Source organism: Shewanella sp. 10N.286.52.A9, assembly GCF_041468985.1.
GTDB lineage: Bacteria > Pseudomonadota > Gammaproteobacteria > Enterobacterales > Shewanellaceae > Shewanella > Shewanella japonica.
Map to the genome: position 1 here is coordinate 24,252 of NZ_JBFRJQ010000003.1, position 19,461 is coordinate 43,712.

Here is a 19,461-nt window from a genome sequence, read left to right on the forward strand (position 1 = left end):
TCAAAAGTTATTTCAAATAATTGATATAGAGATCAAAAAGTTATAACGATCGAAAGATCAAAAACGCGATCGCTATAACTCACTAAGATCTATTATTTAGATCTTAGTATGGTTTTTAAGCTATTAAGATCTTATTTCGCTTTATAAGCATTAACAATATCATTAATTAAACCAGGCCCTTGATAAATAAAGCCTGTATATATTTGAACCAATTGCGATCCTGCATCGAATTTAGCTAATGCATCTTCTGCACTATTAATTCCACCGACGCCAATAATTGGGATCTCACCGTTCAAAAATTCAGCTAATTGTTTGATCACTTTAGTTGAAAGATCAGTTAATGGCTTACCGCTTAACCCACCCATCTCATTTGCATTATCTAAACCAACGACTGCATCACGAGTTAATGTGGTGTTTGTGGCAATAGCACCATCAAATTTACTCTTTAATAAAGACTGAGCAATTTTTTCAATCTCTTCTGTTGTTAAATCTGGCGCAATTTTAAGCGCAATTGGAACATACTTATTATGTTTTTCAGCTAATTCCGCTTGCTTTGCTTTTAATGAACTTAATAAGTCATCTAAAAGCTCACCATATTGTAAAGTACGCAAACCTGGTGTGTTTGGTGAAGAAATATTTACTGCAATATAATCTGAATGCTGATAAACCTTCTCCATACAAATTAGGTAATCATTTTTACCTTCATCAACTGGGGTATCTTTATTTTTACCGATATTAACACCAACAATAATGTCAGTTTTCTTAGCCATTAAATTTCTAACTAAGTTATCAACACCTTTATTGTTAAAACCCATTCGATTGATAATCGCTTTAGCAGGTTTAAGTCTAAATAAACGTGGTTGTTCGTTACCAGGTTGAGGACGTGGTGTTACGGTCCCTACTTCAACGTGACCGAAGCCCATTGCATGAAATGCATCAATTGATTCGCCATCTTTGTCTAAGCCCGCAGCAAGCCCTACAGGGTTATTAAATGTAATTCCCATGCATGTGACTGGAGCAGCACTTACATTTTGACTATAAAATAGGTTTAAAGGGTTGTTTCCAGTGTTTTTTAAACTTCCAATAGCGATGTTATGCGCTACTTCTGGATCCATTTGAAACATTACTTTTTGTGCAACTTTGTAAAAAAACATGCTTTCTCCTAAACCTAAAAAAAGCCCCGGCTATTTGCCAGGGCTTGTTCACTTATTATAAATAATTATCTTGGGCCTTCGCAATGAAGGATCAATAAATTAAGTTCACGTAACGCCACCGAGAATTTTGCGAAATCATGGCTTTGAGACACTTTAAAGTCCGCTAGTAGATGGAACCAGCGTTCCAATAGCTTCTCATTATTATCAATCCACTGCTGAATGATTGTGTCTGCATTGCACGTATCAGTACATGCTCTAAGTACTGTAGAGCTCAATGCTCGTTGCTGCCAATCAAGCTCTTCTCTAAAGGCTGCACGTGCTAAAGCTTGCCAATGATTCGATACTGGTTGATTGCTGATTTGTTCTAGGAACCAATGCAATTCAACTTTCGCACCCAATCTGAAGTAAGTTTCAGCCACTAATTGAACAGTCTTTCCTTCGAGTTCAGCAATCTGAGCAATATCTAACGCTGAGAATAATGTACTCATTTTAGCAACAACTTGCGCTAATGACTCAGGTACACCTTGTTCTGTTAATGATTTTATTTCACTTGAAATTGCAATCACTTCTGCAGCAATCATATATTGATCAACATTGGCTTTTAACTCTTCAAATACTGGTTTGAAGAATGCCACTGTTTGCTCAATGTTCTCACCTTTATTGCGGTGACGAATAAACCAACGACAGGCTCTACGCATATTACGACGTAGTTGATGTAGCATCTCACTTTGCACATCAGCCGATACGACGCCATTGAGCTCAGTGATTGACTGAGTTAACTCTGCTAGACCAAAAACTTCGCGGGCCATAGTATAGCAAATAGCAGCCTCTGCGACTGTGGCACCTGTCTCATCTTGCATGCGTTGAACGAAATTAAAGCCCATGTCATTAACCAATTCATTGGCTAGTGACGTTGCGATAATTTCACCACGCAGTGGATGTGCAATCATTTTGTCAGCATATTTAGCTTGTAATTGCTGCGGGAAATAATCCGTAAGTAACTTACTTAAGAAAGTATCTTCGGTAATTTCTTCAGTCACTAACTGCTCTTTCAGCACCATTTTACCGTAAGCCACCAATACTGATAACTCAGGTCTAGTCAGTGGGCGATTATTAGCTAAACGCTCGGCAAGCTCATCATCAGTCGGTAAGAATTCAAGCGCTCTATCTAATTTGCCATCTTTTTCAAGATATTGGATATAGCGTATGTGCTCTTTTAACTGAGAAATGCCATGGGCTTGAGTGACTGAAATAGTACGAGTTTGGTCGTTACAATCTTGAAGTACAATTTCACCAACTTCATCGGTCATGTCTTCAAGTAAACGGTTACGTTGCTTAACAGTCAGTTCGCCGTCAGCAACCAATGTATTAAGTAAAATCTTAATGTTAACTTCGTTATCTGAGCAGTCTACGCCGCCAACGTTATCAACAAAGTCGGTATTGACTCGGCCGCCATTGGCTGCAAATTCAATACGGCCTAATTGTGTCGCACCTAAATTACCGCCTTCACCAATGATTTTAGCTTTCAGTTCATTACCATTTACTCGAATAGCATCATTAGCACGATCACCAACTTCAGCATGTGTTTCTGAAGTTGCTTTAACGTAAGTTCCGATACCACCATTCCAAATTAAATCGACACGCATTTTCAGTAATGCTTGCATCAATTGATTTGGCGTCATGGTGTCTAAATCAGTTTCAAGCATCGCTTTAATTTCTTTAGTCAGCTTCAATGATTTAGCTGAACGTTGGAAAATAGCACTGCCCTTAGACATTAACTTAGTGTTGTAATCTTCCCAGCTTGAACGTGGTAAGTTAAATAAGCGTTCACGCTCAAGATAACTTTTCTCCACATCCGGATTTGGGTCAACGAAGATATGCATATGGTTAAATGCAGCCACTAATTTAGTGTGACGCGATAACAGCATACCGTTACCAAATACGTCGCCCGCCATGTCGCCAACCGCTAAGCAGGTAAAGTCTGTGGTTTGACAGTCAATGCCTTCTTCACGGAAGTGACGTTTAACCGACTCCCATGCCCCTTTTGCAGTAATGCCCATTTTTTTATGGTCATAACCATTACTACCACCCGATGCAAAGGCATCACCAAGCCAGAAATCGTATTCGATAGCAATTTCATTAGCAATGTCAGAGAAAGTCGCTGTGCCTTTATCTGCTGCAACAACAAGGTAAGCATCATCTTCATCGTGACGAACAACATCTTTTGGTGGCACGACATTACCTTCGATAATGTTATCGCTTATATCGAGTAAGCCACGAATAAATAGACGGTAACATGCTTGGCCTTCATTAAAGAACGCTTCACGTCCCCCATCAGTAGGGAGTTGTTTACAAACAAAACCACCTTTAGCACCCACTGGCACAATGACGGTGTTTTTAACTTGTTGCGCTTTTACAAGGCCGAGTACTTCGGTACGGAAATCTTCTCGTCTATCAGACCAACGTAATCCACCACGTGCGACTTTACCTCCACGTAAATGAACACCTTCAACACGCGGCGAATACACAAAGATTTCAAACTTTGGTAATGGGCGTGGCATCTCTGGGATATCTTCTGGCGAAAACTTAAACGAGATATAAGGCTTATTGATACCTGTTTCTAAAGTTTGATAGAAGTTAGTACGCAATGTGGCATTAATTAAATCTAAATAACGACGAATAATACGGTCGTCATCCAAACTTGAAACATCTTCAAGACGTAAATCAACTTGCTCTAGGAACTTGCTCAAGGTACGAGTTTTGAGCTTAGGGTTGAATTTACGAATAAACATTTTAACCAACAAATCAGCAATTTGTGGGTAACGATTAAATGTTTCTTCAATGTAAGACTGACTGAAAGTCGCATCAATTTGGCGCATATATTTTGCATATGCACGTAAAATAGACACTTCGCGACCGGTTAAGCTAGTCGCTAAAATCATGCGGTTAAATCCATCGTCTTCCAGCTCTTTATCCCAAACTTGAGATAATGCATTTTGGAAGCGATCTTGACTGTCCGCTAAATTATCGACTGCAGCACCTTGAACTGTCATTAAGAAATCTAAAATCCAGTATGTATGGCCATCAGCTGTTTTCACTTCATATGGGCGCTCGTTAATCACACGCAAACCGAAGTTTTCAAGCATAGGTAACACATCAGAAAGATGAATTGGCTCATCTTTATGGAAAAGTTTTAACCTAACTTTATTGTCATTTAATGCCGTTTCTTGAGGCTGATAGAACAACATTCCTAACTTATGTTCATCATTTAATGCTTCAAGGTGTTGAATATCAACCACAGCTGAACTTGGTAGAACATCTTCTTTATAGCTTGGTGAAAATGCATTTAAGTAACGCTTGGTTAATCCAGTACCAGACTGTTCACCTAAGGCATTATTTAAAGAACTGTGTAATTTATCTTCCCAAGAGCGAGCAGCTTCAATTAGGTTTTTCTCAATAGCTGCCACATCGACATCCATATTATTATTATCAACTTTGATGATGTAATGCGTACGCGCTAAAGTTGATTCAGAAAAGTAAGTAGTAAATTCAACATCTTCACTACTGTTAAAATGCTGAGCTAAAATACGTTGTGTATCTTGACGTAACTTAGTGTTGTAGCGGTCTTTTGATACATACACTAAACAAGATAAGAAACGACCAAAGCCATCTTTACGGACAAATAATTTTAATTTGTCCCGATCTTGCATTTCTAGAACACCACGAGCTATATCAGCGAGTTGATTTTCTTTAGCTTGTATTAGCTCATCACGTGGTAAGTTCTCAAGGATATTCATCAAGGCTTTATAGTCATGGGAGCGAGGCGCTAAACCTGATTGCTCCATAACACGCTCAACTTTACCCGCAAGCAAAGGTATTTCGCGAGGGCTACGGTTGTATAAGTTAGATGCATATAAACCTAAGAAGCGATCTTCACCAATCACATTTCCGGCTTTATCAAAGCGTTTAATCCCAACATAATCGACATATGCAGGCCGGTGAACACGACTTTTAGTCGAGCTTTTCGTTAATACGAGTAGGCTAGAATCTAATGCTTCTTTACGGGCAGATGCTGAGAACGTTGACAGTAATAAGCCACGGTCACTATGTTGATTGCTTGAACGTCCCATCAAACCAAGGCTTGATTCTAAATCTGGAACAAGCTCAACATCACCTTCTACTCGCTTAAGCTCATAATAACGATAACCTAGCAGTGTGAAATGATGATTATTCAAGTAGGTCAAAAAGTTAGTCGCTTCTTCCATTTCGGCTTTTTCACCAGGAAATGGCTGCTTAGGTAACTTTTTAATGGTTTCTGATAACTTGTCAGACATCTGTTGCCAATCATCAACAGATGACACGACATCGGCAAAAACTGACTCAAGTTCTTTACCAATGGCTTTAATATCTTTTTCACTGCTTTGACGGTCAATTTCAATTAAAAATACCGCAACATTTTCAGTTGCTTCTGGCGCATCTTTAATAAATGACACTTCTTTAACCAATTCCTCATCACGTTGTAAAGCAAGTGGTGTATGTAACACCATATGCGCCGTAATGCCCATGCGGTTTAATGCCATAGTCACTGAATCAACCAAAAATGGCATATCAGGTTGAATAATTTCAATAATACTATGGGTAGACTGCCAGCCATGTTTTGACTGACTTGGGTTAAACACACGGATGTGGCTGTTGGTTTCAGCAGATTTATTGAGGGCATTCCAAAGGCTTAATACTGCACCATAAAGGTCGCTGTCATTACGAGCATTTAAGTCGTCTTTAGACATATGTGCATATATACAATTGGCAAATTGCTCAACTTGTTTAGCTTGAGAATTAGGGATTTTTTTATGAATTAAATTGACTACATTTTCTAGTAGTACTGAAGGCATTGCATCTTTAAAGGCCATGTTGCAGTTTCCTTAAGCGTTTATGGCAGCGCTTTTATCATTATATTGGATGCTTCGGCTTGTTGATTCAGTTTTAGAACTGAGATCTGGAGCAAAGTTTATTACTAATTTAATGCTATTTCGAGCACTATTTTAGTGGTAGATCCTCTAAAATCCTTGTTAACACAGCAATTATAGTCACTATTTGAACAATCAAGCGTTTAGATAGAGTAAGTATGCAAAAAAAAAGAGGAGCTAAGCTCCTCTTTATAATTCTAAACCGTTTACCTACTTGGGTTTGCGCCAAAATACTGCTGATAATGCAGGTAAAATAATTATCGCCCCCAACATATTCACTAAAAACATGAAAGTTAACAAAATACCCATGTCCATTTGGAACTTAAGTGCCGAGAAGAACCAAGTACTTACACCGATGGCTAATGTTAAGCCAGTAAAGATAACCGCACTACCTCGTTCAACAAGTGCTTCGAAGTACGCTTGTTGAACTGCCATTCCTTGGGTTAATTTGCCGGACATGGTCGATAAAATATAAATACCGTAATCAACACCAATCCCGACGCCTAACGCAATAACAGGTAACGTACTCACTGCAAGACCAATATCTAACCAAGTCATTAATGCTTGAGCTAAAGTCGACACGACATACAAAGGCACGATGACTGCTATGGTGGCTTTAATTGAACGGAAACTTATCAAACAAAGAACAAATACAGCGCCATACACATAAATCATCATAGGCAATTGCGCTTCACTGACAGCTTCATTAGTGGCAGCCATTACTCCTACAGGTCCTGATGCCAGTTTAAATTGCAAGGTATCAGTGTTTAGTTGTGCTGCAACTTGTTTAACTTTTGCTGTAACAACTTCAATCGTTTCTGCTTTATGATCTTTTAAGAAAAGAAACACTGGCATGACCGAACAGTTACCATTAAGCAAACCAGATGTAGTAGGCACCCGCCCTACAGCTTGAACCAAACTTGCTGTAGTACGTGGAAGCACTTGCCATTTAGGATTACCTTCATTAAAGCCAGCATTCACCTGCTTAGACACCGACGCAAGACTTGCTGTTGACTCAACACCTGGCGTATTACCTACCATCCATTCAAATTGGTCTATCTCATTAAGAATCGAATGATAAGTACACGCTTCAGGTGTCGCCTCAACAATTACCGTCATGTAATCGGTAGTAATTGAGTAATTATCGGTAATATGAAAAGTATCTTGGTTATAACGCGAATCAAGGTGCAATGCTGGCGCTCCGCCTTGTAAGTCACCAATTTTCATATTGCTAGCTTGCTGAAAACCAAAGGCATAAAGCAGTGCCGTACAGACTAATACTACACTGGCATATTTTGGCGTTGCAAAACGTGATAACGACTTCCACAAACCTTCAATTTTTGCTTTTTTAACTGGGTCTTCTTTTTCTGGCTTTATCGTGGTGTATGAAATAACCAGAGGCAATAAAATGAGATTGGTTAAAATAATAACCGCAACACCTAACGATGCTGAAATAGCTAGCTCACGGATAATGCCGATATCAATAGCTAATAAGGTCAAAAAGCCCACAGTGTCAGACAGTAATGCGACGCCACCTGGAACTAATAAACTACGAAAAGCTGACGCTGAAGCGGCTTTTGTATTTTGACCATCAATAACACGACGTCTAACAGCATTAATCATTTGTACGCCATGACTTACACCAATAGCAAATACCAAGAAAGGTACAAGAATTGACATAGGGTCAAGACCGAAACCCACTACCGTTAATAATCCCAATTGCCAGCAAACCGCAACCAAGCTACAAATCAAAGGCAATAAAGTTAAAATTAATGACTTAGAAAAAAGGTAAACCATGACGGCAGTGATTAAAATCGCAATCAAGAAGAAAAGTAAAACGCCTTTTGCACCTTCAGCTACATCACCTGCCATTTTAGCAAAACCAATAATATGAATTTTTATCGTATCAGTTTCATATTTACCCCGAAGTTCTTCTTCAAGTTGCTTAGCAAATTGAATGGTATTCAATGGTTTGGTGGTAATATCTTTTTCTGCGCCTTCAGACTCTGCCATTTCTTCGTCAGTTTTGGCCACAAAATCCATTAACTGAGCCGTTAACATGGCTGATGAGTAGTCATTTGATACTAAACGTCCAACAATCCCTGCCTTTTCAACGTTATCGCGGACTACATTTAAGCCGTATTCATCATTACGAAAGTCTGCTGGAATGACGGGGCCGCCAGCAAAACCGTCTTCAACGACTTCAGTAAAGCGAGTTGATGGCGAATAAAGTGATTTAACTTGAGAACGTTCAACTCCAGGAATGAAAAATAATTGATCGTGAACGTTTTTAAGTGTTTCGAAGTATTCAGGGTTAAAAATATTGCCACTGGTATCTTCAACAGACACCATAATCCTATTCGCCCCACCAAAATCTTTTTGATGTTTGGTATACGTTTTCATGTACTCATGATTCAGCGGAATATTTTTGCTGAACGCCGCATCCATTTTTAATTGGCTAGCTTGGTAACCCAAAAAAATTGTAATGAGTATGAATGACAAAATCACCCACATACGGTTTCTGAAAAGATGGGTTTCAAATCCATTGACCAGTTTTTCTAACATCTTATCGGCCCTATTATTGTTGTTTTATTTTTATGTTTATCTAACGTAAATCAAATATCAGTCTAAAATGAATTTCAATGTCAAAGCCTAGAACTTATCTTGAATAACTCGATTAAACTTAGCCTAAATTATCTATTTAAGCTGAAATAACCCTTTAGAACCTGCAAACCAAAGTTCGCCTTTAGCGTCACTTTCAATTGCTACAATGTTTTCGCCTTGTCTTCGAGTGACAATGTTAGCGGCATCGTTAGAATCAAGCTCAATCACCACCCCAGCGTTACCCACTAAATAGACTAAGTTATCTTTAATATAGGCATTATTAATGGATGACTTAACAGGCAGTGCGATTTCATTCCACTGAGTAAATTGTTTATCAGTTTTAAACACGTGACCACGAAGCCCCATGACATAAATAGCATCGTTTGTTTCAATAGCATTAAACATAGACCCCTCATAATAAAAATCTTTGGTCTCAAATGTTTGGCCATTATTATTTGAAGTTGCTACTAACCCAAGTTCACCAACCATGAGCAGTTGAGTATCACTTAATTGAATAACACGGTTAAAATGCGGTAATAATGCAGCTCTCTCTGATAAATACAATGCTTCATCTTCTGCTTTTAAATCTGCTAAATAGGAAACATCTTCCGGAAATAGTAGCTCTTCATGAAACTCTTCCTGCCATTGCTTACCACCATCGGTTGTGCGATAAAACAAACCATAAGCACCCACTGCGATGCCTTCATTTTCATTGAAGAATAAAATATCAAGTAATGGCTTTTCTACTTCGATAGACTGAAACTGTACTTGCCAAGTCAACCCGCCATCTTCGGTGTGAATAATGGTGGCATCATGGCCAACTGCCCATCCCTTTTTATCATCAAGGAAAAACACTTTAGTTAATTGTGAGATGACTGGCGTAGCAACTTGTTGCCATTGATTATCTTGCTTAACAAGCACATGCCCTCTTTCTCCCACGGCAACAAGGCTGTTACCTGCTTTGGCTAAATCAAGAACAAGAGAAGATTGCGCTAAAGGTTGGATCTGAACAGAAAGTGGATCGAATTGAGCATGGACTGGCGCTTGAGCTAAAAAACAACTGGCACTAAAAGCGACAACATTGCGAAGTGTGCGGAACGACATACAAACTTCCTTAGAAATTGTAGGGGCGCATTGCGCCCCTATTTGGTCTTAACGAATACCTGCACGGCGAAGCGCATCAGGCGTGAAGTTAGCTTCAGAAAGGTTTGCATCAAAATCGTACATGCGCCCTTCGTTGTCTAACCCCATCGCTAAGTAACGACGAGATTGTAAATCATGGAAGATTTCTAACGTGCTCCAATGGGTCGGAACTTCATAGTAGTTAATCGAGTGCGCAGTACCTACACGGTATAACTCATCACGGTTATCGTACATATCCGTTAGTGAAACCTGCCAAGAATCTTCATCGATGTAGAAAACACGTGTTTTATAGATATGGCGCATACCATCTTTAAGGGTTGCTTTAACTTCCCATACACGGTGTTTTTCCCAGCGAGCAAACTCTGGATTAATATGGCCAGGTGTTAAGATTTGATCGTATTCAAGTGCGTCAGAGTGAAGCTTGTAATCATTATATGGGATATAAAGCTCTTTCTTGCCGACTAATTCCCAGTTATAGCGCACTGGAGAACCGTTAAACATATCAAAGTCATCAGTGGTTCTTAAACCATCTGAAACAGTACCTGGAGTATCAAAGGCAACGTTTGGTGCTTTACGTACACGACGTTGTCCTGTGTTATAGGTCCAAGCCTGACGTGGAAGCGCTTCTTGATCCATCGTTTCTTTTACAAGTAGTGCCGTACCCGCTAGACGCGCAGGTTGACGTACAACTTGCTTGAAGAAGAACAAGGTGTTCGACTCTTTTAATTGATCTAACGTCACTTCTGGACGGCTATAACTGAAACGAATTTCTTCAGCAGTTTCAATCAATGTGTACGAACCACTTGCTGTTGGAGCCGCTTGGCTACGTGCAGTTTTAATATCGACACCACGATAGCGAAGAATATGGTTCCAAATGACCTCTAACCCGTTATTTGGAATTGGAAACGGTACACTGATCGACGCACCACTTACACCATTACCATTTGCTACAAGTTCAGCATTTAATGCATTAGCCTTAGTTGCATCATAAACATACTGAGGCAGCGAGGCTGTACGGCGAGTCTCGTAAACATTCATTTTGTATGTATCTGGATACAGTTCAAAAAGCTTGTTTTGGCCCGGCGTTAAAAATTCAGCATATTGCGCTTTATTTGCATTAGTAATGGTGAATAAAATTTTATCTGAAGGAAAAGGATCTGGATGATGCATTCCTTTTTCATATCCAGCAACTGGAGAAGTAATGCCGTTATCCCAAGCAGGGATAGAACCATCAGCATTACCTGCTTTAACAGCACCCACTGGAGTAAGCTCATTACCCAATTTCGCTGCTTCAGCTTCAGATACTTTCGCCATCGCTGCAGGAGCGCTAAACGCCATGATTACTGCAGCCGATAATATCGTCAGTTTCTTCATTATTATTGTCCTTCTAGATAGAATACTTGACGTTAAACGAGACATAATCTCGGTCAGTCATTGCATTAGTTGTTCCTACACCACCAAAGAAGCTGTTGTAAGAAATATCAGCGCCCCAACGACTGCGGTAATCAAAGTTAACACCGACAGCGACAGACTTACGACCTTCAGTAAATAAGAACATTGGATCTGGTGTAATACCGTCAACATCATGTGAGAAAATCACACGTGGTGACATATTTACACCTGCGAAGATATTATTGTAGTCGGCTTTAGCCACTAAGCGATAACCCCAAGCAAAATCAGTTGGGAATGGATTGGTTTCAGGACCATCATGCAGAGCTTCGATAATACCCGGCATATCAGGATTACCACCAGAACGAGCGGTACCAGGACCATTTAGGCGAAGCTCATCAAAGCCAGGCATGTCATGGATCCACACACCACCAATTTCAGCAAGCATCGTCAGGTTATCCGTACCTAATGTCGGTCCGAATAAATGAGTAAATGTTGCTTGAGCTTGAGTTGTATCAGATAAAATGAAGCCATCAATTGACTCACCAGGTTTAACACCTTCAATTTGTGAGATACCATCTAAGTCAGGACGAAGACCCGCTTCAGCCAATTGTTGAGGCATACCAGCAAACAATAACTCTACGTCATCAATTTGTAATGGCTCATCAACACGGTGAGCAATTTCACCCGCAACCGAAGTATCACCCACTAAAGTGTTAAAGCTGAAACCATAAAGTTGAATATCTTCAGGATAAACAATTTGCGCTTTAGTGAAGGTTTCCATACTTAACAGCAATTCACGGTCAATTTCACCGCCACTTGCAGCTAAACGTCCATAATCACGAGCAACCGCTTCAGAAGTAAAATTAGAAGCAGTACCACTAATTAAAGGACGACGGCTATGGTAATTCATGTAATACAGACCAAATTCAGTTTCACCTAAACTTGGCGCGTAATAACCTAACTTGATACCATATTGACCATCATCACTTGGCTTGGCTTCATCTTGTACTAATGCAACCTTAGTCGCATATGGCACCATATAAGCGGCATAAGCTGGGTCGAAGTTAGCAGCAGCTGCAGCGCCGTATAAAGCAGAATACTCAGACATTAAAAATTCCATATTAATGTCTGGGTTAGCATTAAAACCTAATTGAGCATTTTGGGCATAACCACCAAAACCGGCAAAATCATTGGTTGCGAAGTTAGAACCAGGTGTAGGTACCCAAATTGGCTCCCAGTCATATTGGTAATAAGCTTCAACCGATAAATTATCTGTAATACCCAAAGAAGCCCACACCATACCTTGTGGACGGAACGCTTCTTTAAGCTCTGCACCTGGTGCATTCAAAATGTTTAAATCCACAGCATTAATAACACCAATGCCATGAGGAATTAGGGTACTTTCGCCCCAAGAAACCACTTGGTTACCAACACGAACAGATAATGGGTTTTGGCCATCATTAAAGTCCCAGTTAGCGTAAACAAAGGCATCTAATAAGCGAACATCTTTACACTGAACTTCTGATGCGCGGTCATCTTCACACGGATCAAATTCGTTACCAGTAAGAGGATCGTTAAAATCATAATCACCATCGTTTAATTTACGATCGTAAAAATACATTCCACGAACGAATAAACCATAATTTTTGTATTCCAACGATAACTCGTGTAAGCCTTTAAAAATTTCTGAGGTGGTATCACCTTGAGAATAAAGTAGGTTACTTAAGTCATTGTTACTTGAATATGAGCCTGGTTGGCTCCAGATTTGAGAAGTGGTGTACTTTGGTGTTTGGCCAAAAGGCGCACCAAAAGCAGAATAACCAGACCAATCAAATTGTGGCTGGTTAACTTTACCGATTTGCCCTTCCCAATCACGCTCAGACACACGCCAGCTAGCCCCGACTGTCCAAGTAGAATCGAAAGTGCCTCGTACTTCACCCCAATCAAATGAAACAGCACTAGCGCTACTGCTCATCCCTAAAGTCAATGCCGACATCACCCCCAAAGCGAGTGCCGACTTGTTAAAGCGTCTTTTAACAATATTCATTTTTGCTTCTCTCCGTAACCTGCCGGATTCGTTGTTATAGGATTTGAACCAACATTTTGTTAGCCTGCAGGCAACACCATTGTTACAGCAATTAACATCATTGAGCAAGTTCAAAAAACAGAAAATTTGTTAACGAATTGGTGTAGTTAGGAGATTTTTTGAGAGATTAAACTGAACTTTATTTGAATTAGATCACACGAATTGACTACTAGATGATATTAGTTAATAAATAACAAATAAAATCATAAAGTTAATTGAAACAAGACTTAGCTAATTTACTTTTTTAAAATCAATTGAACGTTTGAAGTATTTACTCTAAATTTTATTTAGAGAAATAAATTTTCCAGAGGTATCCAGTTGCAAAACGAACTGACCTTGAATACCAGAAGTGGTAACAAATGGTCTGAAATATTTACCATTAATGTGTAATAGTTTGCCTCTTACATCCCTCACCTCAACATTTTTTACATAGCCTCGGTAATAAGGAAGGAAGTCTTCAAAACTAATATACATGGTAAAAGTAAATTGCATGGTGAGAAACAAACTCTAGGCGCTGTGATATGAAAGGTAATGCTAATTAATTTGGCAGGTATTGTCACTCGGTAATTGAAGTAATTAATATGAAGATTACCACTGATAACATCACATTATCAGTGGTAATTTATTAAGGGTTAAGCGAGGGCTTTTTCAACTTTTTCAAATAAATCTTTTGATAAATTAGGTAAGCCTTTTAAGCGAAGTAAGCACTGTTTCATTTTTTGCTGACGTTCGAGATCAAACTTACTGAATTGAATCAGTGGCGTTATCATTCTGGCTGCCGTTTGTGGATTCAGCTCATTTAACTTAATTAAAATATCAGTCAAATACTCATACCCAGAGCCATTTGCCTCATGGAATTGGTAAGTGTTAGCCGCCACAAAGAAACCAATCAAAGAACGAACACGATTTGGGTTATTAAAACTAAAGCTTTCATGCTTGGTCAGTGATTTGATAACTTCGAGTACATCTGGTGTATTTTGAGATGCTTGTAAGCTAAACCACTTATCCATCACTAACGCAGTCGATAACCATTTTTTTTCGAAATCTTGCATTAATGCATCTTTACAGCTTAATTGACCAGAAACAGCGGCTTTAAGTGCTGCTAAGCTATCGGTCATATTGGTTGCAGCTTTATATTGTTCAGTCACTAACAGTTCATATTCAGAAGACACTCGAGACAACAAGACTAAACAGATGTTTTTAAATGCACGTGCTGCAGGGTTATCTTCAGTAATTAATGAACGATAGCGCGTGACTAACTCATCTAAACAAGCTTCAGCAAGCTCATCTACAACAAATTCTCTAGCCGCTTGTAAAGCATCTAAGTTTACCGTATCAACTTGTTCAATAAGCGCCGCAGCTGTTGGGAAAGCAAGTATTTCAGCAACTAGCGCTTTATCGATATTCTCATCTAAAATTACGCCTCGAATCGCTTCAATAACTCTTGGGTCAAGATGCATTGATTCTTTTGCTGAAAGGCTTTCCACATTTTGCCAAACCGCTTGGCTGAATAAACCAACAGATGCTTCCCAACGAGCGACTTCACTGGTTGCAAATCGAGTTAAGTGCACTAATTGATCGACATTAAATTCATAATCTAGACGCACTGGCGCTGAAAAATCTTGCAGTAATGAAGGCACTGGCATTGACTCAATACCATCAAAGGTGAAGGTTTGCTCAGCTTGCTTGACTGCCAACACTTGATTATTTATCGACTGACCTTCGGCATCTAATAATTCTACGCTGAAAGGTATATGCAACAATTTGCCTTTCTCGCCTTGTGATTGCACTGATTGTTTAACTGTTAACTGATATTGCTTTTTATCGGCATCAAAGCTGTCTGTCACGCTAACAACAGGGGTACCTGCTTGGCTGTACCAATTTCTAAATAAACCTAAATCGATACCACTCGCTGATTCCATTGCGTTAACAAAGTCATCGCAAGTCACAGCTTGTCCATCGTGACGTTCGAAATAGCACTTCATGCCTAATTGGAAATTTTTCTCACCTAAAATGGTGTGCATCATGCGAATGACTTCAGCACCTTTGTTGTAAACAGTCACGGTGTAAAAGTTATTCATCTCAATGACTGATTCTGGACGAATTGGATGCGACATTGGGCCTGCATCTTCAGCAAACTGCTGATTTTTCATAACGCGGATTGCTTGAATACGATTAACAGCACGGGAACCTAAATCAGAGCTGAACTCTTGATCTCTAAATACAGTTAAGCCTTCTTTCAAGCTTAATTGGAACCAATCACGACACGTGACACGGTTACCCGTCCAGTTATGGAAATACTCATGACCCACGACAGACTCAATACCATGATAATCTTCATCGGTAGCGCTTGCAGTGTCAGCTAATACGTATTTGGTGTTAAAGACATTCAAGCCTTTATTTTCCATGGCGCCCATGTTGAAAAAGTCAACAGCAACAATCATGTAGATGTCTAAGTCATATTCTAAATCAAAACGGCTTTCATCCCATGCCATCGACTTTTGTAGAGATACCATTGCATGATTAGCTTTGTGTAAATTACCTTTATCGACAAACACCTGTAACTTGACTTCACGGCCGCTACGAGTAACAAACTTATCTTCTAATAAGTCAAAATCACCCGCGACTAGCGCAAAAAGGTAGCTTGGTTTTGGAAATGGATCTTCCCAGCGGACATAATGACGGCCTGCAGTTGTATCCCCCTTCTCGACAAGGTTGCCGTTACTTAATAAGAAAGGAAATGCAGTTTTGTCCGCTTCAACTCTCACAGTATAAATAGCAAGGACATCTGGACGATCTAAGAAATAAGTAATTCTTCTGAAGCCTTCGGCTTCACACTGGGTACAGTATGCGCCATCAGACATATACAAGCCCTCTAGGCTAGAATTAGCCTCAGGATCTTGTAAGGTCACTAGGGTTAATTCAAAGTCATCAAGGCTCGTTTGAATCACTAATTCATTATTTGCTTCTTGATATTGAGCTTTGTCACCGTTTATCAAAACAGACTGTAAATTTATTTGCTCACCAACCAAGACTAAATTTTCGGTATGTTGACCAACACGTTGCACCTTACTGGTGGCTACAACTGTAGTTTCATTGCCCTTTAAATCGAAATTCAAATCAATATGGCTAATAGTATAAGTGGGTGCTTGGTAATCTTTCAGGTGTTTTGCTTGAGCTTGAGTCATAAATAATCCTTGAATAACACTTAGCAAATTATGCGATAAATTTTACTTAATAAAAAACGCGCTTAAAGCGCGTTTTTTTCTGGCGAAATAATGATTACTTCGCAGCTAGTTTTTTAGCATCAACCATATCTAAAGTGATTAATGCTGTTTCTTCTAAGAACGCATCTGGCACTTCTAATTCATCTTCATCTGATGCGTCTGTTTCACTTTCAGCGGCTTCGCTTTCTGCAACTTCAGTTGTTTCAGTCTCAGTTGACTCTTCATCTTCATCATCTAAAGATGCAAGAGGCTCTAGTCCATTCTTAACACGACGCTCATTGGTACGATCTAGAATACGTTTTTCGTCTTCTTCACGTGATGCAATACGCTCACTTTCAACTAATGAAATCGTCTTATCGTTATGATGCTTTTTAAATTCTGCTATATCATCAAAAATATAACCGAATTCGACATCCGTTTTAATACGTTGCTGATGCTTAGTATCAAGCTTGGTAATCAGCTCAGGATAGATATTGCCAAGTGTTCCGTATTGCGCAACTGGCACTTTATCCCAAGGTAAGGCGTTTTTCTCTTCAGATTCACCATATTCACCCGGCTCTAAGGCACTTGGGAATTTAATGTCAGGAGTTACACCTTTAAGCTGAGTACTGCCACCATTAATACGATAGAACTTTGCGATAGTGTATTGAACATGACCAATTGGTTTTTCATACATATCGTAAATGCGGCCAAGGCTCTTGTGTTGTTGCACAGTACCTTTACCAAAACTTGCTTCTCCAACAATGAGTGCACGGTCGTAATCTTGCAGTGCTGCAGCAAAAATTTCTGAAGCTGAAGCGCTATAGCGATCGACCATTACTGTTAGTGGACCGTTGTAAGCACTCTTACCGTCGTTATCACGATTTTGAGTTACGCGGCCATTGGCATCACGAATTTGAACCACTGGGCCCATATCGATGAATAATCCGGTAAGCAAAGTAGCCTCGGTTAACGCACCGCCGCCATTGCCACGTAAATCGATAATAATGCCTTCGACGTTATCTTCTTTCAGTTTGGCAATTTCTTTTTCAACATCTACAGATAAGTTCATGTAGAAACCTGGAATTTGAATAACCCCGACCTTACGGTTGGCATACTCACCTTCTGTTGGCTCAACAACTTTAGATGTTGCAGCTCGGTCTTCTAAGCGAATTTTATCTCGAATGATAGTTACTTCGAAAGTTTTCGCATTAGCGCCACCTTTTTTAGGTAGTATTTGTAAATTAACCTCACTGCCTTTTGGCCCTTTGATTAATTCAACAACATCATCTAATCGCCAGCCGATAACATCAACAATTTCACCGTCTTTTTGGCCTACACCAATGATTTTATCTTCAGGTGATAGTTTTTCACTACTGGCCGCAGGGCCACCAGCAACAAGACTTTTAATGACAGTGTAATCATCATCCATCTGTAACACAGCACCAATGCCTTCAAGGCTTAGGTTCATTTCCATTTGGAAACGTTCAGCATTACGAGGAGATAAATAACTTGTATGAGGTTCTACTGTACGCGCAAAGGCGTTCATCACACCTTGGAATACATCTTCACTGTGAGTTTGGCTCAGACGCTTGATAGCATTGTTATAACGCTTACCGAGCACTTCGACTGTTTCTTCCCAGTCTTTACCAGCAAGTTTAAGATTCAATGCATCGTATTTAACACGCTGACGCCAAAGCTCATTAAGTTCAGCTTCATCTTTTGGCCAAGCAGCTTCTTCACGATCGAACTCATAAGCATCACCAGCTTCGGTAAAATCGAATTCTTTATCAAGTAAAGTTAACGCATAGGCAAAACGTTCATAGCGACGTTTTTGCAATAAAGAGAACATATCAAAGGCAGGAGCGATATTGCCCGTTTTGACCATATCGTCAAACTGAGTTTGATATTGCTTGAAGCTATCTACATCAGCTTGGGTAAGCACATTACGTCTGAAATCTAACTGTTGCAGATAACGGTCATAAATGAGCTTAGAAAAAGCATCATCAAGTTCAAAGCGATGGTAATGAGAACGGGTAAATAAATTCGTTACTCTTTTACTCGCAACCTTATGTTGAGGCTCTTGCTCAAGTTTGGGTAACTCGTTGATTTGAATAGTGGGTGAAATTGCCCAAGCCGAAAAACCGACAAATAAAGTGGCAATCGACGCAGCCAAAGTGAGTTTTCGCATCAACAAGTTACTCCTTAAATGATCACGATAATAAAATATGCTCGGCACGTACTTTAACGACTAAACCAGAATCAAGTTGTACATGGACATCTTCTTTCTTGATATCAGTGATAACGCCGGCAACTGGATTTTGCCCTAACTTCACACTAACACGTTGTTTTTGTTTAAGCTCGTCAAATTTTGCTGGCACATAATTAACTTTTGGTTCAGCAGGCTTTTTCGCTTTTGCTGGACGGTCTTTCTTAACTGGAGCAGTTTTTGCTGAAGGTGCTTTTCTAGCAGGCTTCTTTGGATTTGCTTTTGCAGCTTGTGCTTGGCGCTTCGCCTTTGCTTTCTCTTGGCCTTCTTTTAGAGTTTGCTGAGCGTGATCAATATGCTCTTGCTCAAGCTCACCACAATCTTGGCCATCTAAGTCGATACGCTGTACGCCTGCTTTAACGCCTTTAAGGTAGCGCCAGCTACTTGTATAACGTCTAAGTGCAACACGTAATTGTGTCTTACTTACTTTAGAATCATCAGCCAACCTTTCAGCTAAATCTTGAAACAAACCAATTTTTAATGGCTTAGTTTCACCTTCTGCAATAAAGCATAAAGGAAAAGTTTCATATAAATACGCTAAAACTGCGTTGGTGTCGGTCAACTTGTCTGTTGATTCCATTTTTACTTCCACGTTATATAAGGGGACTGGTTAATAGCTTTCTTGGCTAGTACAGTCGTT

General features: G+C 39.6%; 10 protein-coding genes. All 10 read right to left on the bottom strand.

Features of this window, described 5'->3' with window-relative positions:
* Window positions 1–131: 131 nt before the first annotated feature.
* A complete protein-coding gene (gene pyrD / locus AB4128_RS02240) occupies window positions 132–1,154 on the bottom strand; it encodes a quinone-dependent dihydroorotate dehydrogenase (RefSeq protein WP_055024472.1) in 1,023 nt (340 codons plus the stop codon).
* A gap of 65 nt (window positions 1,155–1,219) precedes the next feature.
* Entirely contained in the window at window positions 1,220–6,064 is a 4,845-nt protein-coding gene (locus AB4128_RS02245; RefSeq protein WP_055024471.1) for an NAD-glutamate dehydrogenase, read from the bottom strand.
* A 267-nt stretch (window positions 6,065–6,331) separates the two neighbouring features.
* Window positions 6,332–8,686: an RND family transporter gene (locus AB4128_RS02250; RefSeq protein ID WP_372036638.1), complete on the bottom strand. Its 2,355-nt coding sequence runs from the start codon at window positions 8,684–8,686 to the stop codon at window positions 6,332–6,334.
* Between the two features lie 132 nt (window positions 8,687–8,818).
* Window positions 8,819–9,829 carry a YCF48-related protein gene (locus AB4128_RS02255; RefSeq protein ID WP_192022586.1) on the bottom strand — a complete coding sequence of 337 codons (1,011 nt, stop codon included), beginning with the start codon at window positions 9,827–9,829 and terminating at the stop codon, window positions 8,819–8,821.
* A 48-nt stretch (window positions 9,830–9,877) separates the two neighbouring features.
* On the bottom strand, window positions 9,878–11,242 hold the full coding sequence (locus AB4128_RS02260) for a DUF1329 domain-containing protein (RefSeq protein WP_055024468.1): 1,365 nt from the start codon (window positions 11,240–11,242) through the stop codon (window positions 9,878–9,880).
* Window positions 11,243–11,255: 13 nt separating this feature from the next.
* On the bottom strand, window positions 11,256–13,307 hold the full coding sequence (locus AB4128_RS02265; RefSeq protein WP_080915557.1) for a DUF1302 domain-containing protein: 2,052 nt from the start codon (window positions 13,305–13,307) through the stop codon (window positions 11,256–11,258).
* Between the two features lie 315 nt (window positions 13,308–13,622).
* Complete coding sequence (locus AB4128_RS02270; protein ID WP_372036641.1) at window positions 13,623–13,838, bottom strand: DUF2835 family protein; 216 nt, start codon at window positions 13,836–13,838, stop codon at window positions 13,623–13,625.
* A gap of 140 nt (window positions 13,839–13,978) precedes the next feature.
* Entirely contained in the window at window positions 13,979–16,534 is a 2,556-nt protein-coding gene (pepN, locus tag AB4128_RS02275; protein WP_372036643.1) for an aminopeptidase N, read from the bottom strand.
* A 94-nt stretch (window positions 16,535–16,628) separates the two neighbouring features.
* Entirely contained in the window at window positions 16,629–18,743 is a 2,115-nt protein-coding gene (gene prc, locus AB4128_RS02280; RefSeq protein ID WP_192022583.1) for a carboxy terminal-processing peptidase, read from the bottom strand.
* Between the two features lie 22 nt (window positions 18,744–18,765).
* Complete coding sequence (gene proQ / locus AB4128_RS02285; protein WP_055024463.1) at window positions 18,766–19,401, bottom strand: RNA chaperone ProQ; 636 nt, start codon at window positions 19,399–19,401, stop codon at window positions 18,766–18,768.
* Window positions 19,402–19,461 lie beyond the last annotated feature (60 nt).